Raw genomic sequence first — 21,456 nt, 5'->3', positions numbered from 1 at the left:
AACCTCCGTACAGTTACCGTAGTCGTACATGGAAGACGTCAGCTCATTAGCCCAAGAGCTTAAAGCTCATCTCCCCTGGCATCAAGCCCGGATTATATTTCTTGCCCAGTTCATACTTGCTCTCATAAGGGCACGCTCCTGCAACCTTTGCCGTGTGGCAGAAGAGTTCCAGAGCAAAGCGCTGGAAGACTCCAGCTATCGGCGCATAAAACGATTTTTTTCAGGCTACACATATTGCTATGAGCAGCTCGGACGGTTGATTTTACATTGGCTGAGTCTCACCACCTACACACTCTGCATGGATAGAACTAACTGGAAATTTGGCTCTCATCACGTCAACTATCTGGTGGTTTCAATTGCCTGGCAGGGTGCTGCCATTCCTATCGCCTGGGTATGTCTGGATAAGTCAGGCGGCAACTCTAATACCGCCGAGCGCATAGCCATCATGAAGAGAGTGCTGGCGTTGATCCCGGCAGACAAGATTGATGAACTGCTCGCCGACCGGGAGTTTGTTGGCCGTGATTGGTTTAAGTGGCTGGATGAGCAAGGCATTATCTGTCGGCTTCGAATAAAGGAAGACACTCCTGTTCTTGGTAGCTGTGGTAAAGACATTAATGCCAAACAACTATTCAGGAATGTAAAACTCAATCAGACAGAAACTTGGTTCACCAAGCGTAAAGTATCTGGTGTCTGTTTATATATCGCTGCCAGACGCACGATAAAAGGTCTTTTGATTGTAGTGGCAACGAAGAAACCTGAAACTATGATCGAAGACTATTATAAGCGCTGGTCTATTGAGACTCTGTTTGGCTGCCTTAAAAGCAGGGGATTTGACCTTGAATCGACTCATATGACTGAGCTTGACCGTATGGATAAGCTGATGGGGGTTCTTGCACTGGCATTTGCCTGGTGTCTGATAGCAGGGCATTGGAAATACGGGGAAGCGGAAGGGCTGCCTCTCAATAAGCACTGGCGACCAGCCAAAAGCCTGTTCCGACTGGGGTTGGATATGCTCCGAAGAGTTTTGAAGAATGGATGTTCAAAAAGTGATCAGATTGATTTTCAGATTTTACTTAAAGTTTTGTCCCGTACATAGGTTCTTCTGGTGCAATCATCAAGTCCTTAGCCAGCTGCTGAATTTCTGGCAGGCCCGTGAAATCCATATCAGGATATTTATCCAGATCCTCCGGCGTTCGATTTCTGATGGCCCTGATTTTAGGCATGGCAATATCGAAATACTTGTTGGCTACATCTTCTATATACTGTGGAGTCATTCGTTCATCGCTACGTTTTTCCTGCTCCTTATCATTCATCAACTGTATCTGTGTGAGCTGAAATAGCTTGACCATAAAATCAGGTATGCCAGCTGTTGCTTCATAAAAAGCTTCTAGAATATCCGCGGTCAGCTCTGTCTTATCCTGAGTCCACTGGTATGGCCACATTTCTTCCATAAACTCAATAAAATTAGGATGTAGGCTCTGGCTAGAAGGATTTTGTTCAGTATGTGTAGCTACTCTGTGGAAAGGTAACCAGTAAGGCATATTTGTGCATTGAACTCGACGGCTTTGTGCAAGGCTTCCTTCAAAAATTTTACGGATGTCCATGGTGCCAATAAATACCAGAGGGACGCATAGCTCATTACATAAACTGACTAACGCGTTGATAACGGGGTCATAGTTGTTGACACCTAGCTGTAATAAAAATTGGATTTCTTCTACAACCAACATGCCAACTGAAAACTGTTTCATCCAGAACTTCATATCGTCATTTTTATTGATACGGATATTCAGGTGTTCGCTTAATAGCGCACTCAGTGCTTTATAAACGAGTTCTGGTATACGCTTGGTATCGCCATCTTCTGGGGCTGTGATGACCAGCTTGGGGAGTTGATAGCGGGGTAGCTGTGGGTATTTTTCGGTATCGTGAATAATAATATCGGGGTAACAGTTGAGTACGTGCATATTGCCATAACTCTTGCCTGTTCCTGCCACTCCAATAAGTGCAGCTGCCGCCGGTGGAAGAGGGTAGCTCCGGCTTCTTTTTTGTCTTTCTACATAACCGTTGCGAATTAACAAGTCGATATTGTCATACAGCTGGACATGGTTATTTGTTGGCATAAACCAGTCTTTTAGGGCAAACGGAGCCTGACATCGTTCACTATTAGGGAGAAAACGTTCAGAATCCTTATATTCAGGGTCTCTTATAGATGTTGCGATAAAGTCTTCTATACCTAATTTGAGAGGCAAAGCTTCTATGAATTTATTACCCTGATAACGGCTCAGGGACTGAGGCTTGTAATTTGCGTACTCTATCCAGATATCTTCTTTTTTCATATCCAACTCAATGGTGTTGATGATTAATTGGATTAGCATTAAGGAGAGGGTTACCCCTCTCCACTCCTGCCTCTAGTTTTTATCTGAACGAGCATTTTTTCGGGCATTTTTTAAACGTTCCCGATAAGAGAGAATCGGCAAGTCGGACGTTGTTGTATCACTTGTGTCTGGTTCCTCAATATTAATCTGGGAAGACAGAGATAAGTGATCTTGGGAGCAGTTGTCTTTTGCTTGTTCATAATCCTCTGTAATAGGGCTATTAGGTATTGATGAGCTATCGTGAAAGGAAGACACAGGGTGTGAAGTTTCATCTTCATAATATGCTTTTGTAACCATTTTAAGGTCATTGTTTTTCTGCTCATCCCTGTGCATTTTCATATCTTTCCAGGTCTTTGCTTTATGTCCTCCCTTGGGAACTCTTTGAGAAAGTTCTTTATGGATTGTGTCAATTTCTTCAGCTATTTTATTTTTTTGGTTTTGCCTGTATTTTAAATTTACAGTTTCGAACTTCTCCGTTTTTACAGCTATTCCCGCATGATGAACGTCGATGATCGTTGGTATTGACAATAAGGCAGCAAAAATAATGAAGCCGATCAAAACTGAGCCGCCAATTAACAAAGCGGAGCTTTAAAGAAAAAATGTCACCCCTGAACGTAGCTACGATATGGCCGGTTATGATGTATCGAATGGAATCACCCTTTTCTCTTCAATACCATGAGTTACTGTGTAAAAAAGCCCCTCCCACGTTTTTATCAGCCAATGCAAAAAATAGCCCTGTATCCATTTCCATAATGCTATACGGACTCCTTTTGAGCGGGTTCTTAAAGCTTCCTGAAACTGGGGACAGCACAGTTCCTGTATTTGATCTACGAGAAAAGCAAGCATCGTCAGATAGGCCAGATTTGTGGCTAAGTGCTTCTCACCGTGACCGTAGTTATGTTCGAGATCGTAGCCTTGATTTTTCAGGGTGTTAAACGTCTGGTTCTCAATATGCCATCGGCAGCGCCCTCCTTTCATGACGGGTTCTATGGTTTCTTCGTTAAGCGGAATATCAGTCACCCAGCACCAGATATGCTGTTTACCTTTTTTATCGGTTTCGACAAAATCAAGCACATTAACCTGTTCTGCATATTTTGCCTTGTTCAGCCTGACGTCATTGGCATAGCGAAACCACCACTTAATTCCAGTCTCTTCATTAACTTTTTCAGCACGGTGAACTTTTCCTTCTTTATCCAGCTCATCCATCGCTTCAACCAGCGAGGCATGGTTGCCATCTTTCGCGACAATGATGTAATGCCAGCCATAACTCTTAATCAGTTGGACAGTGGGGTTGTCAGCATAAAGACTGTCCAGAAGAATAACGAACTTTAGACGTGGGTGATGCTCTCGTATGGTGGCAAACAACCGTTTAATGGCATTTTTTTCACAGTCATTTTTGGTCGAACCGTCCTGGCAAACTATGGCTTCCGGTGCCAATGGCAAGACTGTTTTTTGATCCGGGTGAGCAATGCATGCTGCCATTAACTGGTGGTAGTGAGCTTCGTTGGCCTTTCCCTTATTTTTAGTACAGCACTCCTGACAAGGTTTTTTATTATTGCAGGAGTAAAATAGCCCAGTTCCATCGATCGGGAGCAAGTAGTGATTTTTCAAGTTCCCGCAGTGAAATTCGAATGCCTTCAGTAATCCGCCCCTTTGGACGTTAGACAGCAATGTCTTAAAAGGCTTTTTGAACTCTACGGGATCTATTGGATCCAGGATTTCCCGCATACTGGTATCACAGGGAGCACGTTTTTTTATCTGATACAGGTGCTCAAGGTTATGCCTTACTTCTTGCTCTGTTTTATCACGCTCAAACGAGAGGAGCGATGGGTACTTGAGATGCATCATGGCAAAAGCGGACATGGAGGCATCATGTATTGTTATTTTTCTGGAATCCTTGTTTGGTCGGACATCTGGAATTTGCTCATAACTTTCAGAAATCGTAGTAATTAAACTGTTTGCACAAAGATGCTTACGACTTTTTTGGAATGGATAAGCCATGAGAGACAGCCATTGATAAAGTATCCCTATCAAAAGTAGACGTTATTTTGTGCGAAATCACTCCATTTGGAATTTACTGTAAGCCTTGCTGTTGCAGTGATTTAATTGATGTCACGGGAATAGCTGCTCATTTGCCAATTCCTTGCGGATGTATATTTTAAATAGTTGCCCCTTTTTGCTACGCAGCCATATTCCATGTAAGGTATCTTTAATTGGAAATTTTCTTTTTGTGTAATTGACTTTATCGAGAGCTTCATGTTCAGTTAAGCTTTTTTTTCTGACCCATCTGGATGCAGTTCTTCTATCTAGCCGCCGGTCTCGAATGAATCTATATTGTTTTTCTTTCTTATGCTCTGTAATGATAGATCCTGGGGATATATTGTTGTTTTTTTGGAGGAGCTGTATAATTGAATGTGAATTAAATTTCATAAGGTCGTGCTTACTCGTAGAAATTATTCTCAATATATTTCCCAGACTAAAATCAGAAAACTCAGGGAATGATAGACCTAATGAAAGTTCATTTCTTGCTTGATATCCATGTAGTATTGTAATGATACTACTGATCGTACTAGTGTTTATAAGCTCGACACCGGGTAATTGGTAGTCCATATAGAAACGTTCAGCCATTTTATTTTTCCTTTTGTGCCTTTTCACCGGCAAACAAACCACCTTTTATGAGATGTGCAGCCAGGTAGTCCATATCAGGGGTTATTTCATTTTTCTCAAGCTTTAACAACAAGTTTTCAATATCAAGAATAATGTGGTAAATATCCTTTCTAGATGACCACCCTCTATGGCATACTCCGCTAGACTGTACATATCCCAATGGGTTTACATTGATAGGTTTTACATCGTCGCTATTGGAATACCATGTATCAATAGTATGAATTGCATGACTTATTTTTGTACTGTTAAACACCGCTTGCCGCCTGCCCTTGTCAAGTGGTACAAATGCCAGTTCTTTTGAAACCCTGTCAATCTTTGTTTGTGGAGTAGATAATGGAAATAATTGTGATGGGTATACCTCAGCGCCCGGGGGGGCAGTTAAATCAGCGGTTAACTTGAAATGACCAAATGCCTTACCTGAAAAACAGTCAAATATTATTTCACTCAGCTCAGCAACATCCTTTTCATTACTGTTGTATTCAATAAGCTCTTCCATTGTGGCATATTTATATCCATCTGGAACATTAAAGCAGAAATTTTTGTCTGCAAATGTTATTGTTGATTTTCTTTGATGAGTGAATGTTTGATGATTACGCCATGTCCAAATCAGTGATGCTAAATTCCCTATATAACTGTCTGTTTGTTTCTTAAGCCGTGTTTTTGATTCATATTTATACATAAACTCAGCAAGAGATTCTATTGCTGACACTTCATTGCAGCGGACTGGCTCTTTCCAGTTTGGTAAAAATGAAATGCAGGTTTTTATCTTGATATTTTTAGTATCCGCAGGAGTGATTGCTGCGTCTGTCATAAATATATTCAAGGCATTGAGATTTTTTGCTCCTTCCCCTGAAGCTGATTTCTGATCGCTGAAAGGGCCAACCATTTTTTGTCTTGTGATCACAATGGGTTCAATGTCTTTATCTGTCTCGGCATAAAAGAAACCCTTTGTTGGCTCTATACTTCTTTTGTATGAAATACTACAGTTTTTGCTAATTGTAGCCATTATCTCAACCTTTCATGTTGGGTTGTACAAATGTAATTTTCTGTTTGCCAGACATAACTCCAGAAAACAGAATCAAGTTGTGTAATGCTCATATCAAAAAGATACTTACATTGAACCAATCCAAATAACGGCTCAGCATAAGCATGATTCAATAACTCCCTTGCCCCCTTTCTGTAGCGAGGTTTCTCAAGCAGGTGATATCCAAGAGATACAGGGATGAATTGATTATTTTCAAAATCTTCAGATTGTTTAAAGTTATCAAGTGCAGCTATTAAAGCATCAAGCGTATCATTCTTTTCATCTTTATAATTATTTAAAACCTCTGTACATTCTTTAATAAAAAAACCATGACAAGGCCTGTTGAATATCAATTGATATAGTTCATTTTCGCTGTATGCAATATCAGGAATTATTTGACACTCTTCTTTTGGAACTATAGGCGACTTTGCGAGCCTTAATCTATTAAGAAAACCGAGTACTATCTGGCTAGTACTAATCGCTTTAAATTCATCCGTACTACAACCCTCTATTTTAATAACAAGGTCAAGCTCAATATAAGATTGTGGATTTACAGTTATTCGTATTTTTTTCATATGGGGATCTTTTGGCATATAGGATCGAAATGGAGACCTATAATTGCACAAGTCACATTTGTATATGATCGGTGCAATGGTTAGCTTAATATTTACTCCTAATTTTTTCGAAATAAAAAATGAAATATTTTCAGCTAAGCCTACTATAGCTGTAGGTGAAGGCAGTCCAATTCCTAGCCAGTGTTGATGGGCAGATGCCTCATGTAATACAAGGTCTTTTAAAAAAAGATACATAACAAACTCACATTATCATTTATGTAGTTCAAGAATGGCGGTTTTTATCCCCGATTTAATAATTTCTTCAACATCATTATTGATACCTCCCTCTTCTAAACACTGATTCTGCATAAGAAAAGCAAATACTTGCTCAGTAAAAACATCAACACTTTGTTCAAATATATCAAAACTCATAAAAACAAATTCTTTGCCTATGAAATTCAAACTCTTAATTCTCTTGAATTTTTCTTTTTTATTTGCACGTATGTATGCATGCTTAAGTGATATGTAATTTTTGTAAGTTCTCAATAACTGCTGGATAGCTGCAAAATTCTGATATACATCTATCCTTCCCTCATGCAACCCCCAATCAATCAAGAGCAAGTGTACTCACCTGCGAGATTACTGAATCTTGTTGCTCAGCAGCAAGGGCAGATTACTCAGCAGCAAGAGCAGATAGCGAAGCTTCAAGCGCTTGTTGAGGCACTGCAAGCGCAGATTCGTCGTCTTAAAAAACTGCCGCCAAAGCCTGATATCAGACCCAATACAAAACCAAAAGATGATGGTAAAAAGGGTGATAATGGTCCCGGTGATGACAACGAACCGCCTGATAATTCAGGGAAACGTAAGGTTGAGAAGCCTGGCGAACGAACACGAAAAAATCGCCAACAGCCTGATAAGCCAGCAACAGAAAAAATCATCACCGTAGAAGTATCTGATGTCCCGTCTGGTTCGACACCAAACGGATTTAGCTCTTTTTCTGTACAAGAGCTGACTATTCAGGCGTTCACGGTCGAGTATCATTTGGAGCAATGGCAGACGCCCGACGGACAAACCATCACAGCAAAACCTCCCGAAAGCCTGCATGGACATCACTATGGACCACAACTCCAGTCCTATTTGTTGTACCAGCATCACGGTTGCTCGGTGACTCAGCCGCAGCTGTTGGACTGGTTGTGGGATATAGGAATCTCAATGTCCGCGGGAGAACTTCATCGGCTACTCACTGAAGGTCATACTGACTTTCATGAAGAAAAAGACGCTTTGCTGGCAACAGGGTTCAAATGCTCCCGCTACATCCAGACCGATGACACCGGAGCTAGGCATAAAGGACAAAATGGCTACTGTACCATTATCAACAATGAGCTATTTGCCTGGTTTGAGAGCACAGGCAGTAAGAGTAGGGAAAACTTCCTGAGCCTCTTGCATCGCCCCTGGAAGACTTATTCCGTCACGCAGGACGCCTTGGACTATCTGGAAAAATTTGATTACCCGGAGAAGTGGCTAAGCATCATCAGGCAATACATGGGCGTTACGTTTTTAAACCGGGAAGCCTGGGAAGCAGCCCTTAACGACCATGGGCTAACGGGAAAGACCCGGCGCAAGCAAGCAGCAGAAGCGCTTATTTACAGCAGCTTAATGGCTCATGGTATGGGACACCTGACCACATTCAGTGATGGTGCTCAGCAGTTCAACGTATTCAACCATGCTCAATGCTGGGTTCATGCGGAGCGGGGATTGGCTAAAGTCCACCCGGTCAATGAGCAGCAAGCCAGTGCACAGTACTGGTGTCGTACATGGTTCTGGGCTATCTACAACGATTTAAAAGTCTTCAAGGCCAGCCCCGATAAAAGTAAAGCTCAAAACATACGTCGCGATTTCAAGGCCCTGACTAATACCCAGGTAGACTTTCCTGATTTACAGGACGCACTGTCAGGGCTGGTCGTTATAGAGAAGGAATTGCTACAGGTACTCGATGCTCCAAGCCTTCCGCTCCATAACAACCTGAGCGAAAGCCAAATACGGGAATACGTGAAACGACGAAAAATCAGCGGCGGCACAAAAAGCAAAGCGGGAAGAAAGTGCCGGGATACGTTTGCCAGCCTGAAAAAAACTTGCCGGTTGTACGGTTTATCGTTTTGGCATTATCTGAAAGATCGAATCATGGGCAGTGGCAGTTTTCCCTGGTTGCCCGACCTGATAGAACAAGCATCCAGCGACTTTTCGTGTGGGTTAACCAGCAGTTATTGAGAACTTACTAATTTTTCAGTAATTTATATACCAAAGATTTTACATTTTTTACAAAAACAGCCTTGTCAACAATATTCAGCATATTGGCTACTTGTCCACTTCCATTCATTTTGTATTCTTTTATATTTGTGAGCGTTTTTTTAGTAACTATACCTTTCATTTCAAATAGATGTCCATGTCGTACTAACTGCATATAGTAGATATCCGTTAGACTATATCTTGCCTTCGGAAAACAGTTAAAAACTTTTAAATGCCCCTTATTTTCAGCAATTAGGTTGCCAAATGTTCCCGTATTAGCTCCATTACCAATGGGAAGTGACCAAGATAAGCTTCTGTCTTGTTTTCTTAACCGTCTGTTTGTTTCCGAATGGATTGATGTGCTTGCTCCAACAGACAATGCGATATACTCTCCATTTGATGAAGGTATAATAACCTGAGGGTCATTAATGTTTTCAGGTAATATTGGATGTTTCTTTTTATCTTCTAGCAGTGCATTCCTTATTTTTTGATAACGCTGAGGTGTTATCAACGTTTTAAAAATTTCTGCTAATCCAACATCTTCTATAATAGATTCAGCCAGACATGTTATACGATTATTTATCATATAATAAGCGTATAAAAGTATTTTTAATCTCAGTAATGCTGAGTTATAAGCCCAGCCGTAAAGTATGCAGTTTCTGATACTATTGGAGTAAACATAAATATCATCAATTGCCTGATGCTTTATATAAACTCTTCCTTTCCTAACACTCTGCGGCAATTTATTGTTAAGGCTAATACTTCCTTCAATTGTACTTATGATCTTATCAATAAAGTCATCATCTAATAATACCTCTCTAGCTTTTTGTTCTGAAAGAATGTCTTTCTCTCCAGCAGCTCTATTGACCAGAGACGTACAGACTGCTTTTTCCATTCCATCAATAACAATAGGTTCATGCAATGTACTTCCGGTTTTATCTAACAGGGGTTCAATATTATTGCAAGTGTTCATTTTCTTAACTTTAGAGTTAGTATGACATGAACGTTTGGTTATATTTTAAAAATTGTGTGCAAAAATACATCCAAACGTTTTTTCAGATTCGGTATTATTCTTGATTATTGCGTTGTCGCCGCTATTTATGCCGCTTTTTTCTTTTCTTTGACTATTCCGTCAGTCAAACTATTAAAATTGAACTCATATTTTTGGCTATATCGGTTCCAGCCCTCACGAATAGGTAATCTGGGGATAATTCCTGCGAGTGCAAATCTTCAGCAATTCCCGCAGACTTGATTAAAGCCCTTAATAACAAGGGCTGTAGCTTGGTAGCCTCTTGCTAAAATCGCAGACTATCCGGTAGAATTTCACCACAATAATAATAACGATGCTCATGTTGTGCCGCTAACGAAACCAAGAACCATTGCTGAAAAACTGCTCAAAATAGTCTCTGATGAAGCGGGTCAAATTCCAGACTTTCGCAAGAAAAGCCAACATGACAAAATTGTCCTTCATGATGCGGTCATGAGTGGCCTGGCAGTCATGCACCTGAAATACCCTTCATTACTGGCTTTTGATCAGGATTGTGTCAATAACCCAGATAGGCTCAAGAACTTAAAGTCGATGTACAATGTCAGCTGTGTCCCCAGTGATACCTATCTGAGGGATCTGATTGACCCTATCGAAACACGCTATTTAAGGAAGTTCTTTACCCGCCTGTTTGCCTTTGTGCAACGATCTGGGCGGCTTAAGCAGTTCACTTATTTTGAGGAAGGGTATCTTGCGCCTATCGATGGTACGGGGCACTTTTGCTCAGGGAAGATTAGTTGTCCTGAGTGTTGTGTAAAAAAGCCAGGCAGCAAAAATCCGCAATACTACCATCAGTTACTGGCCTGCTGTCTGGTAAAGCCGGGCAAGAAAGAAGTATTACCTTTAATGCCTGAACCCATCATCAAACAAGTTGATGCGTCAAAGAATGATTGTGAGAAGGTAGCGCTCAAGCGGCTATTGGCGAATTTATCCAGAGAGCATCCGCACCTGCCACTGGTTCTGACTTTTGATGACCTGTACTCAGATGGACCGACCATCAAGTTGGTAAAGTCCTTTGGCTATAGCTTCATTATGGTGGCAAAGGATTCAACCCATGAGTCGTTATACCAGGCCGTCGATGAGCTGGATTGTGCAGACAAAGTGGTGCGCTATGAATATACCGATGATAAAGGGTTTACGCACTGGTTCCGGTTTGTGAATGGTGCCCCCATTAACAAGTCACACCCGGATGTGCTGGTTAACTTTCTCGAATATATAGAAATTGATCCAGAGGGCAACAAGAAGTACGTCAACACCTGGGTCACGGACATTGAGCTTTCAGCCGAGAACGTGAATAAATTCATGCGAGGAGCACGCGCTAAATGGAAAATTGAAAACGAAACGTTCAATACACTGAAAACACAGGGCTACCATCTCGAACACAATTACGGGCACGGAAAGCAGCATCTGGCCAGCAATCTGGCATGCCTGACTTTTACGGCCTTCCTCATCAACCAGATAGAACAACTGTCTTGCAAGCTCTTCCAGGAAGCGCTCAAGATAAAAAAGTCTAAAAAGGCATTCTGGCATGCCATACGAGGGCTGTTTGACTGGTTCTGCATTGATAACTGGACAGACGTATTTACAGCTATCATTGAAGGGCGAAGTGTGAGCTTGAAGTTGCTGACTGTCGATACGACATAGAGCGTTGATGTTAGCCCTGTGACCTGTGTTACCTGTCATTAAAACCGACTGCCGATATAGCAGCAGTCTGGCTCTGTTCATCCGCGATAAAATCATTTTTAATTAACTGAAAATGTGCCAGCCGGAATCTGGTTTGCGGGAATTGCTGGCAAATCTTAGCATGCCAGCGGTGGTTGTATCCTGATCCCGCCAAGGAATCCTTGAAATGCCCACGCTTGCTTGATTTTTACAGACGGTCAACAGTTGCAATAATGCGTATCCAGCCATCTTCAGATGCATCCACCGCAACAGAGTTCTCAGCTTTTGCTGCCATAACTGGCGGCAACCAAATGAATGTTTAATTTGCTGAAACATGGGTTCAACCGGCCATCTTTTCGCATAAATACGAAGGATGTCTATACCTTCAAGTCCAGTATTGGTTGCAATGAATATACGGCTTTCTGTCAGTCCTTTATCATTTTCAAACCGACCCCAGACAACCCGAACCTTGCGGCCTTTCAGGAAGCGAGCCCGACATACCCGGGTGCGATAACGTATCTTTCGAAATCTGCCGTATATTCTTACGGTTGTTTGATATTCCGGTAGCTTCTCCACTTCCGGGGGCGTCATTTTGATGCCATACTTTTTGGGTCGCCCACGTTTTTTTGCAGTGGACTCCAACGGTAAGGCATACAATGCCCGGTTTAACGGGATTTGCCCTACTACTTCATAGCCCATTTCCAGAACGGGTTGCATTAGCGTCCAGTTCATATACCAACAGTCTGTCAGCAAGCGCAGTCCTTGCACCTTCACCTCTTGCCTCACTACTTTTAGCATGGCAACAGCGATTTTTAGCTTACTGGCATTGCCTGAAGCAGGAGATGGAAAGGAAAGCACAGGGATGGCAGTAAATACTTCATCTTTAGCCCGCTCAAATACAACAGCCAGGGATACCCAGCATTGTCCCCAGATATACGTTGGCCGGTTCCTTTTTTTACTGTGCTGGTGATGGGTTCGGCAAGCGGGAGCCTTGTCAGAAAAACGCTCCACCACCCAATCATCAAGACCAATGTTGATAAGTTCACCCCGTGGTACTTTTGAGCATACCAGCTGAATGAGCCGGCATGCGAGGCTCCTCCACCGCCACTTGCCTTGAGAGAGCCAATGGTGGTAACTGCTCCATACGCATTGAAAGTTATTAATAGATAACAGCGCCTGAGTGACAAAGCCTTGCCCGGATAGCATGCAGCCAAAAAGAAGTTCGCAGAACGTAGGTACTGCTGTTGGGGATAGCGCTGAAGCAAGAAACGTTGTATATAAGGCAAGCTCCCGGAGGATCTCTTTATGATCTGAAGTGAGCATAGCAACCATCTTTGTATTTTGTTTGGAGATGGTTGCTATTAACCGATTTCAGATGAAAATCGTACTATTGTTCTTTGGTAACTCTAAAGTCGAGTTCATTTTTTGTATCATTAAAATACATAAGGATGTAACCCTATGAAAAATAGAAAATGACCGGTCGTCCGTCAAATTTTTTCTGTCGTTTTTTTATGAACCCAATATTTGTGTTGCTTTATGCCAGCATACCTCCTCAAAATGCTGATACTTTGCCGTGCTATTAGCATTACTGTGTCGTGCAAATTTTTGCACATGCTGGGGCTTTACATTTTTGTTTGTCAGATGTGATATGGCTGTATGCCTGATCCAGTGAGGTGTTGCACTCTGTAGTGTGTAGGCATAGTTCGGATGTTTTGTTTTTATAACAGCTGCAATATCCTGAAAATGTTTTTTGATAATGCGGTAAATCATATTTACACCCACTCTACGCTGCTGAAATAACGCCATTATCAAAGGGGTTTTCTCATTTCTCGCAGGAAGGTCAGTGAACCCATGACTCGACCGATAAACCTGTAATGCTTCTATCATCTCCTTGTGGGCAGGTATTCTTTCAATGCGGTTACACTTCCCCTTTATTTTAAGCCACCAGTTATTGTCTCTCATATAGAAATCCCCCATACAGGCGCTGGCAAGCTCTGTAATTCTCCCCCCGGTAAAATAAAAGAGGCGCATAATGTAGCGCAGCCGGTTATATTCAGCAGCTTCTCGTCTTGATTCTTGAGGAAGTTGATCAGTGTATTCGAGGATAATTTGCCATAGTTCTTCATTCAGGTAATGTTCAATACCACCTCTTTCTTCCGGAGACGATATTTTTTTTCTAGCCATGGAAAATGGATTGGCTGTCAGGTAATTCATTGCGCACAGATAGTTAAAAAGGGTGAAAGTCTCAAATTGACCGAGCTTCTTCAGCTTGCCAACCGGGGAAAGTAGTAGGCAGCTATTTTTTCAATGCTTAAACAGAAGGCAGCCAATCACAGGTATGATGTTGATAGCACACAACACCTTGCCAGTGAGAGGCCGCCCCATGGAAGTATGTCAGCTACGGACTGAAGCCGCCACCATTTCTTGTGATGCGATTCAACGGTTAGGCCACCAATTGCAGGCTCTGCGAGAGTCTGGCAATCCTATCAGGCACTTTGAAGAGTTTGAGCAGACCGTTAATGCTCTCTTTAATCAAGCTCAGCAAGATTTTTTAGCAGAGGCGCTGGCTGAGCTTGATATTGATACCCCAGCTATTGAGGTCAGCGGGATCACTTATAAGCAGGTGTTGCGCAGTTATAAAACCTACCAGACAGCGGTTGGTTCAGTCCGGGTTATGCGAACACTTTACCGTAACGGCAAAGAGCCGTGTATCGTGCCCATGGAGTTGAAAGCCGGGATCGTGGAAGGCTTCTGGACGCCTCGGGCTGCAAAGCAAGCTGCCTGGGTTGTTGCTCAAATGTCTCCCGGTGAAGCAAAAAGCCTCCTTGATCTCATGGGAGGTATGTCTCCCTCAGAAAGCAGTCTTGCTCGTTTCCCCAGGCAATTTAATACTCAGTGGGAACAGCACCGTGAGCCTTTTGAAGAGATGCTTATTGAGAAACTTAACGTGCCCACCAATGCGGTCACAGTAGCCGCCTCCCTGGATGGCGTTATGCTGCCCATGAAAGATGGCAAACGAGTAGAAAAGCGAGCCAGGAGCGCTTCTGAAGGCAAACGGACTCAAGGGCCAACAGGTTGCAAGGAGGCCAGTTGCGGAACTTTGTCGTTTTACGATCAACAGGGGGAGCGTTTATCAACAGTCCGCATAGGACGAATGCCAGAAACTAAAAAACTCACACTCAAGCAGTCTTTGTCAGCACTATTGCAAGAAGCGTTGCGACAAAAGCCACAGCTGTCACTGGTCAAAGTCGCTGATGGCGCCAAGGACAACTGGTCATACCTTTCCCGGGAACTACCAGCGGGTGTTGAGGTTATTGATTACTACCACGCAGCCGATCACCTGAAGAAAGCATTTGACCAGGCTTATGGAGAAAACAGCATCAAGTCCAAAGAAAAGTTTGTCACTTACCGACACGTCCTAAAAGAGGAACTCGATGGGGTTGAGCGCATTATTAAAGCCCTGGCTTATCAGCATAAAAAGCATCCGCGCCGCTCAAAATTAAAGACCGAGCTGGAGTATTTCAGAAAAAATCGCCAGCGTATGCGCTATGCTGAACACTTGTCGAATAACCTTCCGATCGGCTCTGGTGTGGTAGAGGCAGCCTGTAAAACCTTGGTTACCCAGCGGATGAAGTGCTCAGGTATGCGCTGGCGAAATCCGGGTGGTCAGGGCGTATTGACGCTTCGGTCATTAGTTCAGAGCCACTGGTTTGAAAATGGCTGGAAGTTATTTGCTGCAACTTATTGCGGGAAAGTCACCAAGGCTGCTACAAGCAATGTCATACCATTCCCAGAGAAAGGTGGCAGTGTTTAGTTGTGGTCAATATGAGACTTTCACCCGTTAAAAAGACTTTTTATTGCAGCTAGAGCATGCTTGCAGGCCGCATGCCCCAGAGGGCCTGAAAAAGGCTTCCAGTCCGGGTGAGACCGTGGTTTCCTAGGGCCAGTCCATTGGCTTTCAGGAGTTGGATTCTCCAGAAATATTTCATATTCCAGAGCATCCGTCCGATCAAGAGCTGACAGGCCTTTTTGTTTCATGAGTAGTGCCCATAAAATTAGCCTTTCGACTTCTTTTTTGTAAGCTTTATGCGTATTGGGTGAACCTTGATATTCAGAAAGCCAGCAGTCTACGGCCTCAGAATCATTTTTTGCAGGTATTAACGGATCTTTGTTATACAGCTTCCTCTCTTCATTGTTGAGTATGGCCAATACATCATCATTCAGGCGTTCAAGTGGAACAGGGGGGTGTTTTTCATTCATGGGGAATTTCGGGGGAAAGCAAGGGGCTTGTAGACGTAGGATTTCATAATAACAGCCTTGGTTTTTTTAAAAAGCCAAGAAGAGTTTTTTTATAGCTACTTGGCTGTAAGTAGCACCGTGTAGAGGCGCAATAATTCACTACCAACGTGAATAACTTCATACAGTTTTTCACGCTCATCCCATAGTGCTTTATTTTCTTTTTGCAGTTCTTTTATGGATATCCCACATGAGGTGTATTGATGGTATTCATTAAGATTATTCCCTCTCTTTGCGATGGCTGTTGCTAGCCAGCCTTTTAATCTTGACACCTTTATATCAAGTTCTTCTGCGACGCTTTCGATATTGGCTTCACCATCTAACACTTTTGCAATGGCTGCATCACGGAATGCTTTGGTTGTTTTTTCACGCATGATACTAACTCTCCCCTACAGCAAGCGACAGCGATCTTCTGTATGAGAAGCAATAAATTAAGTTACAAAACTCCAATTATAGACGGTAGATAGAATCTTGCAGCGTTGGTGACATCCTACTATTTAGACGTTATAAGGACGCCACCTTGACTAACCCAAGGAAAGAGTTCGGGGTAAGACTTCGTGAACTAAGGCAAGAGCAGCTAATGACTCAGGAAGAGCTGGCACATCGGGCAGGTTTAAACAGAACCTATATTGGAGATATCGAGCGAGGTGAAAAGAACATCACTCTTATTAGTATGACTAAACTGGCAAAAGCTCTGGGAGTAAAGATCAGGGATTTTTTCGATTGGGAAATTTAGGCCTGCAAGCAATATTTTATTTACCCCCTTTTTTTTAAACTTATATAAATGCCCTTTCCAGACCATTGATGTCAGGCTTCTTTAGCAAGGGGCGTTCAGAAAAAAATTATTGGTATTTTGTTGAAAGTTGCCTGAGCACTACTATTATCATGGGCGAGGCTTGTTTGGAAGACTGTTATCTGCCTTGTAGGCGGCTAAGAAGTATTATGATACGGGCCTGCTTTATTTTTTTATGTTATCTGCCTCGTAGGCGGCTAAGAAGTTACCATCGATAAAATCATCACCGTACAGACGTTATCTGCCTCCTAGGTGGCTAAGAAGTCCAGCGAGAAGCCGATGAAGAAACCGAGAAGGTTGTCTGCCTCCTAGGTGGCTAAGAAGCTTTGCGATAACTAACCAGGATTTTATAAAAAGTTATCTGCCTCGTAGGTGGCTGAGAATATTTGAGTTTATCCGCCGTATAGGTGGTTAAGAAGAACACATGCCTGACTAGTGCAATTTTATCTTTGTTATCTGCCCCTTAGGTGGTTAAGAAGAAAATAGCGAATTGTAAAAGTCAGTTCGTGTTTTTATCTGCTTCATGGGCGGCTAAGAAGATGCTTGCTCATAATTTGTGACAAAAAGCCAGTTATCTGCCTCATAGGTGGCTAAGAAGGTTGAGTCACAGATATTTTTAACGGAAGCTATGTTATCTGCCTCGTAGGTGGCTAAGAAGAGTAGGGGTTTCTAATCCAATCTGGGATAATAGTTATCTGCCTCTTAGGCGGCTAAGAAGACAAGATTTAATCGATATGCAATTTGTTTTCAGTTATCTGCCTCGTAGGTGGCTAAGAACTAGTTCAGATGTATTTGAGTGTATCCGCCGTATAGGTGGTTAAGAAGAGCACATGCCTGACTAGTGCAATTTTATCTTTGTTATCTGCCCCTTGGTGGTTAAGAAGAAAATAGCGAATTGTAAAAGTCAGTTCGTGTTTTTATCTGCTTCATGGGCGGCTAAGAAACGCCACAAAAGAGCAAGTACGACTGCCCGCTAGCAATCTGCCTCATAGGTGGTCAAGGGCATAAATATTTTTTAATCTTTATACGGCTTTTTTTGCGGGATGAGCACGTTTATAACTCAGGGGAATGCTGTTTTAATTATAGGAACCACTTCATTCATTGATAATTAGCTGAACCACACTATTATCATGACATGGAGTGATTTTATCGCAGTTATCTGCCATGTAGGCAACTAAAAATGTATACACATAAATTCCTCCAACCAAGAGTACGTTATCTGCCTCAAGGGCGGTTAAGAAAGCCATTTTGACTGCATTAATCTATCCTGCAACTATATCTGTCTTAAAGACGGTTAAGAAAGCACCAGTAAACTCATCGGAACTTGGATGATGAGTATCTACCTTAATCGTGGCTAAGAAGGATAACAATAAATACCTTCATTTAACGAAGGGCATGCGTTCTTATCTCTTAAGAATAAAGGAAACGGGTTATTCCACTTGCTGTTGTGTGGCCTTTTTCCTTTGCGCATTTCTAGTAGCAACTTATCGGGCATTAGCCAAAAATATACGCTGGCAATCAGATTTAAGGTATTTTTCAAAGCCCAGGAAATTCAAGATAATGCTCTTATCTTGAATTTTTATCCTGTACTGCTATCAATGGATGTAGTTGGTCAAGTAATCAGATTTCTTCAATTAGGAAGGGACTGTTTTATTCCATCTGAGTGTCTTAAATGGGAAATTTCAGGCGCTGCTTCGAAGAAAGTTATCGCTGTCGTTTAGTTTTATTAGTCACATCTTTCTGTTTCTTTACAATCTGCAGCCTGTTGTCCTGAATGAAAGTTTCTACATGATCCCCTGGCTTGATGCCAAGTTCAATACACTGGCTTTCCGAAAGTGTGATTCGCCTGGCTGGACTGACTTTCTGAATCATGCCTATTTGTCTCTTTGTTCTGTCTGCCATAAAGTCATCTGATACAGTTTCTTCATTTTTGAAAAAACTATCCCAACTTTTCAACACATCATCAGCTGCAGGGGCGTTGTTGTGTTCATAACCAGCCTTAGAGCAGTCGCCTGTATGTACCCTATTCAGAGCTAATTCAGTCACTTTCAGCGCTTCTTTCACTTGGTTCCAGCTGCGGGTTTTTATGGCATCAGCCAGAAAAGCGGCAATGGCTTCCATTGAGTTCACGTTATCAACTGCTTCATCTTGACAGAGTGCATCATCACCAGGCACACAGGGGCTACCAAAAGAGCCTTCTGGACTGTTTTCGAGTAGGTCTTCCAGAGTTATTTTTGGTTTTTCAGTAACAAAATGACCACGAAGCTCTCTCAACTGCTGGTCAGAGAATTGAGAGTCTCTCTTTAGTTCCAATATTTTTTTTATTGCTTCTCGAACAATAGTTCTGTCTTTTTTAGCCAAATTGATACTCCGTTAACAAGCCTTCCTGCCTCTCTTTTTCTGCTTCGAACAAATCCTTTATAAAGGATAAAGGCAAATCCGGATTTGCTCGGGCTGCAAGCTCTAGCCACACACTTTCTGAAACGGTGTTCATCAAACTTTCACACCCCAAGTCTTTTTCTTTGCTTAGATTTTTCTCCATTTTGATGACCTCCAAAAGTAACTTTAGTTGAGCTTGCTGGAAATGCACCGGTTTAAACTAACTCCCGACTCAACTGCCTGAAGCGCCAGCATCCGACGAACTTCTGGTGGTGCGAACCACCAGTTTACCGCTGAAATTCCTTGTTGATATCGGGTCAGGGTGCTCTCCGTTGCTTGCCGCCATATCTGCAACAGCATTTTTTACCAGTTTACGAACTCCGGCCAAGGCATTGCCAGGGATTTCATCCAGCCAGCTCAGGCTAGGGAACTCTGTACATAAGCCAGCATATTCCTGATCCTCTTCAGACCAAGTCACACGATAGGTGTAATGATCACACTCATTAACCATTTTTTGAACCTTTCTGAGTCGACAAATCACTTTAATGTGCTAAAGTTACTGTAATAAATGTTACAGTAACTTTTTAGATGAAATTTTATAACCGCACAACAGAACTTAAGCATTTGCAAAACTGGAGTGCTCAGGCTGCAAATAGTCGTGCACTGATGACGGTTGTCATTGGCCGGAGGCGCGTCGGAAAGACCGCCTTGTTGAACCATGCATTTTCTCCAGATAGCAGCCACTCTTCTATTTACCTGTTTGTTTCAAGAAAGCAAGAGCGTTTGCTTTGTGAGGAGTTTGTTGGCCAGGTGCGCGCCCAGCTGTCTATTCCTATTTTTGGTACGCCATCTTCACTTAGAGAGGTCATGGAGATTCTCCTCCAATACAGCTGCACCAACCCCTTAACTCTGATCCTGGATGAATTTCAGGATATTCAGCGGGTAAACCCCGCTTTTTTTTCAGAGCAGCAGCATCTTTGGGATCAGTATAAAGACAAAAGCCACATGCATCTGATTTGTTGTGGCTCCCTGTATAGCCTGATGACTAATCTGTTCCAGAACAGTAAAGAACCCCTGTTTGGTCGGGCTGATAACCGTATTAATTTGCAACCCCTGAAGGCTCAATATATTGCTGAGCTGCTTTGTGATCAAAAGCGATTCAGTGCAGAAATGTTACTGCAATGGTACATGCTGAGTGGGGGCGTTCCGAAATACCTGGAATGGCTGGTTAACACCGGTGCTCATGATGACATCTGGCAAACGTTGATCAGTGAACACAGTTTATTGATTGAAGAAGGCCATTACCGCTTGGCAGAGGAGTTTGGTCCTGAGCATGGCACTTATTTTTCAATACTCTCTGCCATAGCAGCAGGTCACACGAGTCGTCCCGCTATTGAGTCCTTACTGGAAATTTCAGTGGGGCCGCAACTGGATCGACTAGAAAAAGAGTTTGAGATTATTGAACGACACCGGCCAGTACTCTCAAAACCCGGCACCCGGTTGGTGAAGTATCGAATGATTGATGCGTTTTTAGCTTTCTGGTTCCGTTTTATTTATCGTCACCGCAGTGCTGTTGAAATTGGTAACTATACCTTTATTCATCAGGCTATTCAGCGGGATTACCCGACATGGAGTGGGCAGTGGCTGGAGCAAATGCATCGTGAGCGGGTTGCAGCCAGTGGCCTGTATAATATCGTGGGCAGCTACTGGGAGAGAGGTAACCAGAATGAGATTGATATTGTTGCTATCAATGAACTAGAAAAAACTGCCCTGATCGCAGAAGTGAAGCGGAACGCTGCCAATATCCGTCTATCCCGCCTGCAAGAGAAAGCAGAAAAAGTGCGTAAGCAACTAAAAAACTATGACATCGAGTTTAAGGGTTTCTGCCTGAAAGACCTGGAGGACTTCAATAGTGTTGTCCGTTAAGTTGCTGCCGGGCTTCAAGTGGTGGAATGTGTTCTTAAGTAATCAAAATTTTGCCATCCTCGTCACAGGTGATCAGAGCGAGAGTCCAGTATCACTTATTTATGTGACCAGCTTACTGGACCTAACCAAGCTGGTATAGAATGCCCACTATTTTAATGGAAGAGATGCTTCTTTAAATAGAACTTAGGCTCTGTTGACATAAGAATACAATCTCAGTGACAAGAAAAGCGGTTTTCTGCAAGGCGAGCTTGTGAAGGCGTAGCCATCTACGTCAAATCAAGCTCAACGCAGTCAGAAAGCCGCTTTCCTTGTCACCCGAAGGGCAAAAGCCAGAGCCACTGTGGACGTCGTTGCGGTCACTTGAAAGACATGAGTATTCCTGCGTAACCGCGCCTAGCCACAGTGGCTCTGGCTTTTGCTGAGTTTGAATTCTTATGTCAACAGAGCCTAGT

The 21,456-nt window shown here is 42.7% G+C and carries 21 protein-coding genes; 6 read left to right on the top strand and 15 right to left on the bottom strand.

Going from position 1 to position 21,456, the window contains the following annotated elements; genetic code table 11:
* The first annotated feature begins 28 nt into the window (after positions 1-28).
* Positions 29-1,096 (top strand): IS4 family transposase, encoded by a 1,068-nt coding sequence (locus tag MJ595_RS20255; RefSeq protein ID WP_263079463.1) that lies wholly within the window; start codon positions 29-31, stop codon positions 1,094-1,096.
* Here MJ595_RS20255 and MJ595_RS20250 read toward each other — a convergent pair.
* From MJ595_RS20250 to MJ595_RS20220, 7 genes are all read right to left on the bottom strand, one after another.
* Positions 1,074-2,333, bottom strand: coding sequence for a TniB family NTP-binding protein (locus MJ595_RS20250; RefSeq protein ID WP_263079905.1), 1,260 nt, complete (start codon positions 2,331-2,333; stop codon positions 1,074-1,076). The two genes, MJ595_RS20255 and MJ595_RS20250, sit on opposite strands and share 23 nt — an antisense overlap.
* A 72-nt stretch (positions 2,334-2,405) precedes the next feature.
* Positions 2,406-2,951 carry a hypothetical protein gene (locus MJ595_RS20245; RefSeq protein WP_263079904.1) on the bottom strand — a complete coding sequence of 182 codons (546 nt, stop codon included), beginning with the start codon at positions 2,949-2,951 and terminating at the stop codon, positions 2,406-2,408.
* A 54-nt stretch (positions 2,952-3,005) separates the two neighbouring features.
* Positions 3,006-4,373, bottom strand: a complete 1,368-nt coding sequence (locus MJ595_RS20240; protein WP_263078002.1) for a transposase — start codon at positions 4,371-4,373, stop codon at positions 3,006-3,008.
* 111 nt (positions 4,374-4,484) lie between these two features.
* A complete protein-coding gene (locus MJ595_RS20235; protein ID WP_263079903.1) occupies positions 4,485-5,000 on the bottom strand; it encodes a type I-F CRISPR-associated endoribonuclease Cas6/Csy4 in 516 nt (171 codons plus the stop codon).
* 1 nt (position 5,001) lies between these two features.
* On the bottom strand, positions 5,002-6,045 hold the full coding sequence (locus MJ595_RS20230) for a type I-F CRISPR-associated protein Cas7f/Csy3 (RefSeq protein WP_263079902.1): 1,044 nt from the start codon (positions 6,043-6,045) through the stop codon (positions 5,002-5,004).
* Positions 6,045-6,872, bottom strand: coding sequence for a hypothetical protein (locus MJ595_RS20225; RefSeq protein ID WP_263079901.1), 828 nt, complete (start codon positions 6,870-6,872; stop codon positions 6,045-6,047). The genes MJ595_RS20230 and MJ595_RS20225 overlap by 1 nt, the downstream gene beginning before the upstream one ends.
* 15 nt (positions 6,873-6,887) lie before the next feature.
* The gene (locus MJ595_RS20220; RefSeq protein ID WP_263079900.1) at positions 6,888-7,238 is read right to left on the bottom strand and encodes a hypothetical protein; all 351 of its coding nucleotides are present in this window, start codon (positions 7,236-7,238) and stop codon (positions 6,888-6,890) included.
* On the opposite strand from MJ595_RS20220, the gene MJ595_RS20215 reads away from it, so the two are divergent.
* Positions 7,212-8,885, top strand: coding sequence for a transposase (locus MJ595_RS20215; protein ID WP_263078486.1), 1,674 nt, complete (start codon positions 7,212-7,214; stop codon positions 8,883-8,885). The genes MJ595_RS20220 and MJ595_RS20215 overlap by 27 nt on opposite strands.
* Before the next feature lie 7 nt (positions 8,886-8,892).
* On the opposite strand, the gene MJ595_RS20210 is transcribed toward MJ595_RS20215, so the two are convergent.
* A complete protein-coding gene (locus MJ595_RS20210) occupies positions 8,893-9,876 on the bottom strand; it encodes a hypothetical protein (RefSeq protein WP_263079899.1) in 984 nt (327 codons plus the stop codon).
* 381 nt (positions 9,877-10,257) lie between these two features.
* On the opposite strand from MJ595_RS20210, the gene MJ595_RS20205 reads away from it, so the two are divergent.
* On the top strand, positions 10,258-11,592 hold the full coding sequence (locus MJ595_RS20205) for a transposase (protein ID WP_263078000.1): 1,335 nt from the start codon (positions 10,258-10,260) through the stop codon (positions 11,590-11,592).
* Between the two features lie 102 nt (positions 11,593-11,694).
* Here MJ595_RS20205 and MJ595_RS20200 read toward each other — a convergent pair whose 3' ends face one another.
* A complete protein-coding gene (locus tag MJ595_RS20200) occupies positions 11,695-12,942 on the bottom strand; it encodes a transposase (RefSeq protein ID WP_263079898.1) in 1,248 nt (415 codons plus the stop codon).
* A 177-nt stretch (positions 12,943-13,119) separates the two neighbouring features.
* Complete coding sequence (locus MJ595_RS20195; protein ID WP_263079897.1) at positions 13,120-13,794, bottom strand: site-specific integrase; 675 nt, start codon at positions 13,792-13,794, stop codon at positions 13,120-13,122.
* 154 nt (positions 13,795-13,948) lie between these two features.
* On the opposite strand from MJ595_RS20195, the gene MJ595_RS20190 reads away from it, so the two are divergent.
* Positions 13,949-15,424 carry a hypothetical protein gene (locus tag MJ595_RS20190; protein WP_263078810.1) on the top strand — a complete coding sequence of 492 codons (1,476 nt, stop codon included), beginning with the start codon at positions 13,949-13,951 and terminating at the stop codon, positions 15,422-15,424.
* A 20-nt stretch (positions 15,425-15,444) separates the two neighbouring features.
* Here MJ595_RS20190 and MJ595_RS20185 read toward each other — a convergent pair whose 3' ends face one another.
* Together MJ595_RS20185 and MJ595_RS20180 are read right to left on the bottom strand one after the other, a co-directional pair.
* Positions 15,445-15,870 carry a hypothetical protein gene (locus MJ595_RS20185; RefSeq protein WP_263079896.1) on the bottom strand — a complete coding sequence of 142 codons (426 nt, stop codon included), beginning with the start codon at positions 15,868-15,870 and terminating at the stop codon, positions 15,445-15,447.
* 95 nt (positions 15,871-15,965) lie between these two features.
* Positions 15,966-16,280, bottom strand: coding sequence for a hypothetical protein (locus MJ595_RS20180; RefSeq protein WP_263079895.1), 315 nt, complete (start codon positions 16,278-16,280; stop codon positions 15,966-15,968).
* Positions 16,281-16,426: 146 nt separating this feature from the next.
* Here MJ595_RS20180 and MJ595_RS20175 point away from each other — a divergent pair, with 146 nt between their 5' ends.
* Positions 16,427-16,642, top strand: a complete 216-nt coding sequence (locus MJ595_RS20175; protein WP_263079894.1) for a helix-turn-helix transcriptional regulator — start codon at positions 16,427-16,429, stop codon at positions 16,640-16,642.
* A 1,761-nt stretch (positions 16,643-18,403) separates the two neighbouring features.
* Here MJ595_RS20175 and MJ595_RS20170 read toward each other — a convergent pair.
* Genes MJ595_RS20170 through MJ595_RS20160 form a run of 3 tightly spaced genes read right to left on the bottom strand, consistent with a single transcriptional unit; the run spans position 18,404 to position 19,589 of the window.
* Positions 18,404-19,012, bottom strand: coding sequence for a hypothetical protein (locus MJ595_RS20170; protein WP_263079893.1), 609 nt, complete (start codon positions 19,010-19,012; stop codon positions 18,404-18,406).
* Positions 19,013-19,052: 40 nt separating this feature from the next.
* A complete protein-coding gene (locus tag MJ595_RS20165) occupies positions 19,053-19,289 on the bottom strand; it encodes a hypothetical protein (protein WP_263079892.1) in 237 nt (78 codons plus the stop codon).
* A gap of 21 nt (positions 19,290-19,310) precedes the next feature.
* Positions 19,311-19,589 carry a toxin-antitoxin system HicB family antitoxin gene (locus MJ595_RS20160; protein ID WP_263079891.1) on the bottom strand — a complete coding sequence of 93 codons (279 nt, stop codon included), beginning with the start codon at positions 19,587-19,589 and terminating at the stop codon, positions 19,311-19,313.
* Positions 19,590-19,666: 77 nt separating this feature from the next.
* Here MJ595_RS20160 and MJ595_RS20155 point away from each other — a divergent pair, with 77 nt between their 5' ends.
* Positions 19,667-21,004, top strand: a complete 1,338-nt coding sequence (locus MJ595_RS20155; protein WP_263079890.1) for an ATP-binding protein — start codon at positions 19,667-19,669, stop codon at positions 21,002-21,004.
* The last annotated feature ends 452 nt before the right edge of the window (positions 21,005-21,456 follow it).

Source organism: Endozoicomonas sp. Mp262, assembly GCF_025643335.1.
In the GTDB taxonomy this organism is placed as follows: Bacteria; Pseudomonadota; Gammaproteobacteria; order Pseudomonadales; family Endozoicomonadaceae; genus Endonucleibacter.
The sequence above is the reverse complement of the archived record's forward strand: the minus strand, read 5'-3'. Positions and strand labels throughout refer to the sequence as shown.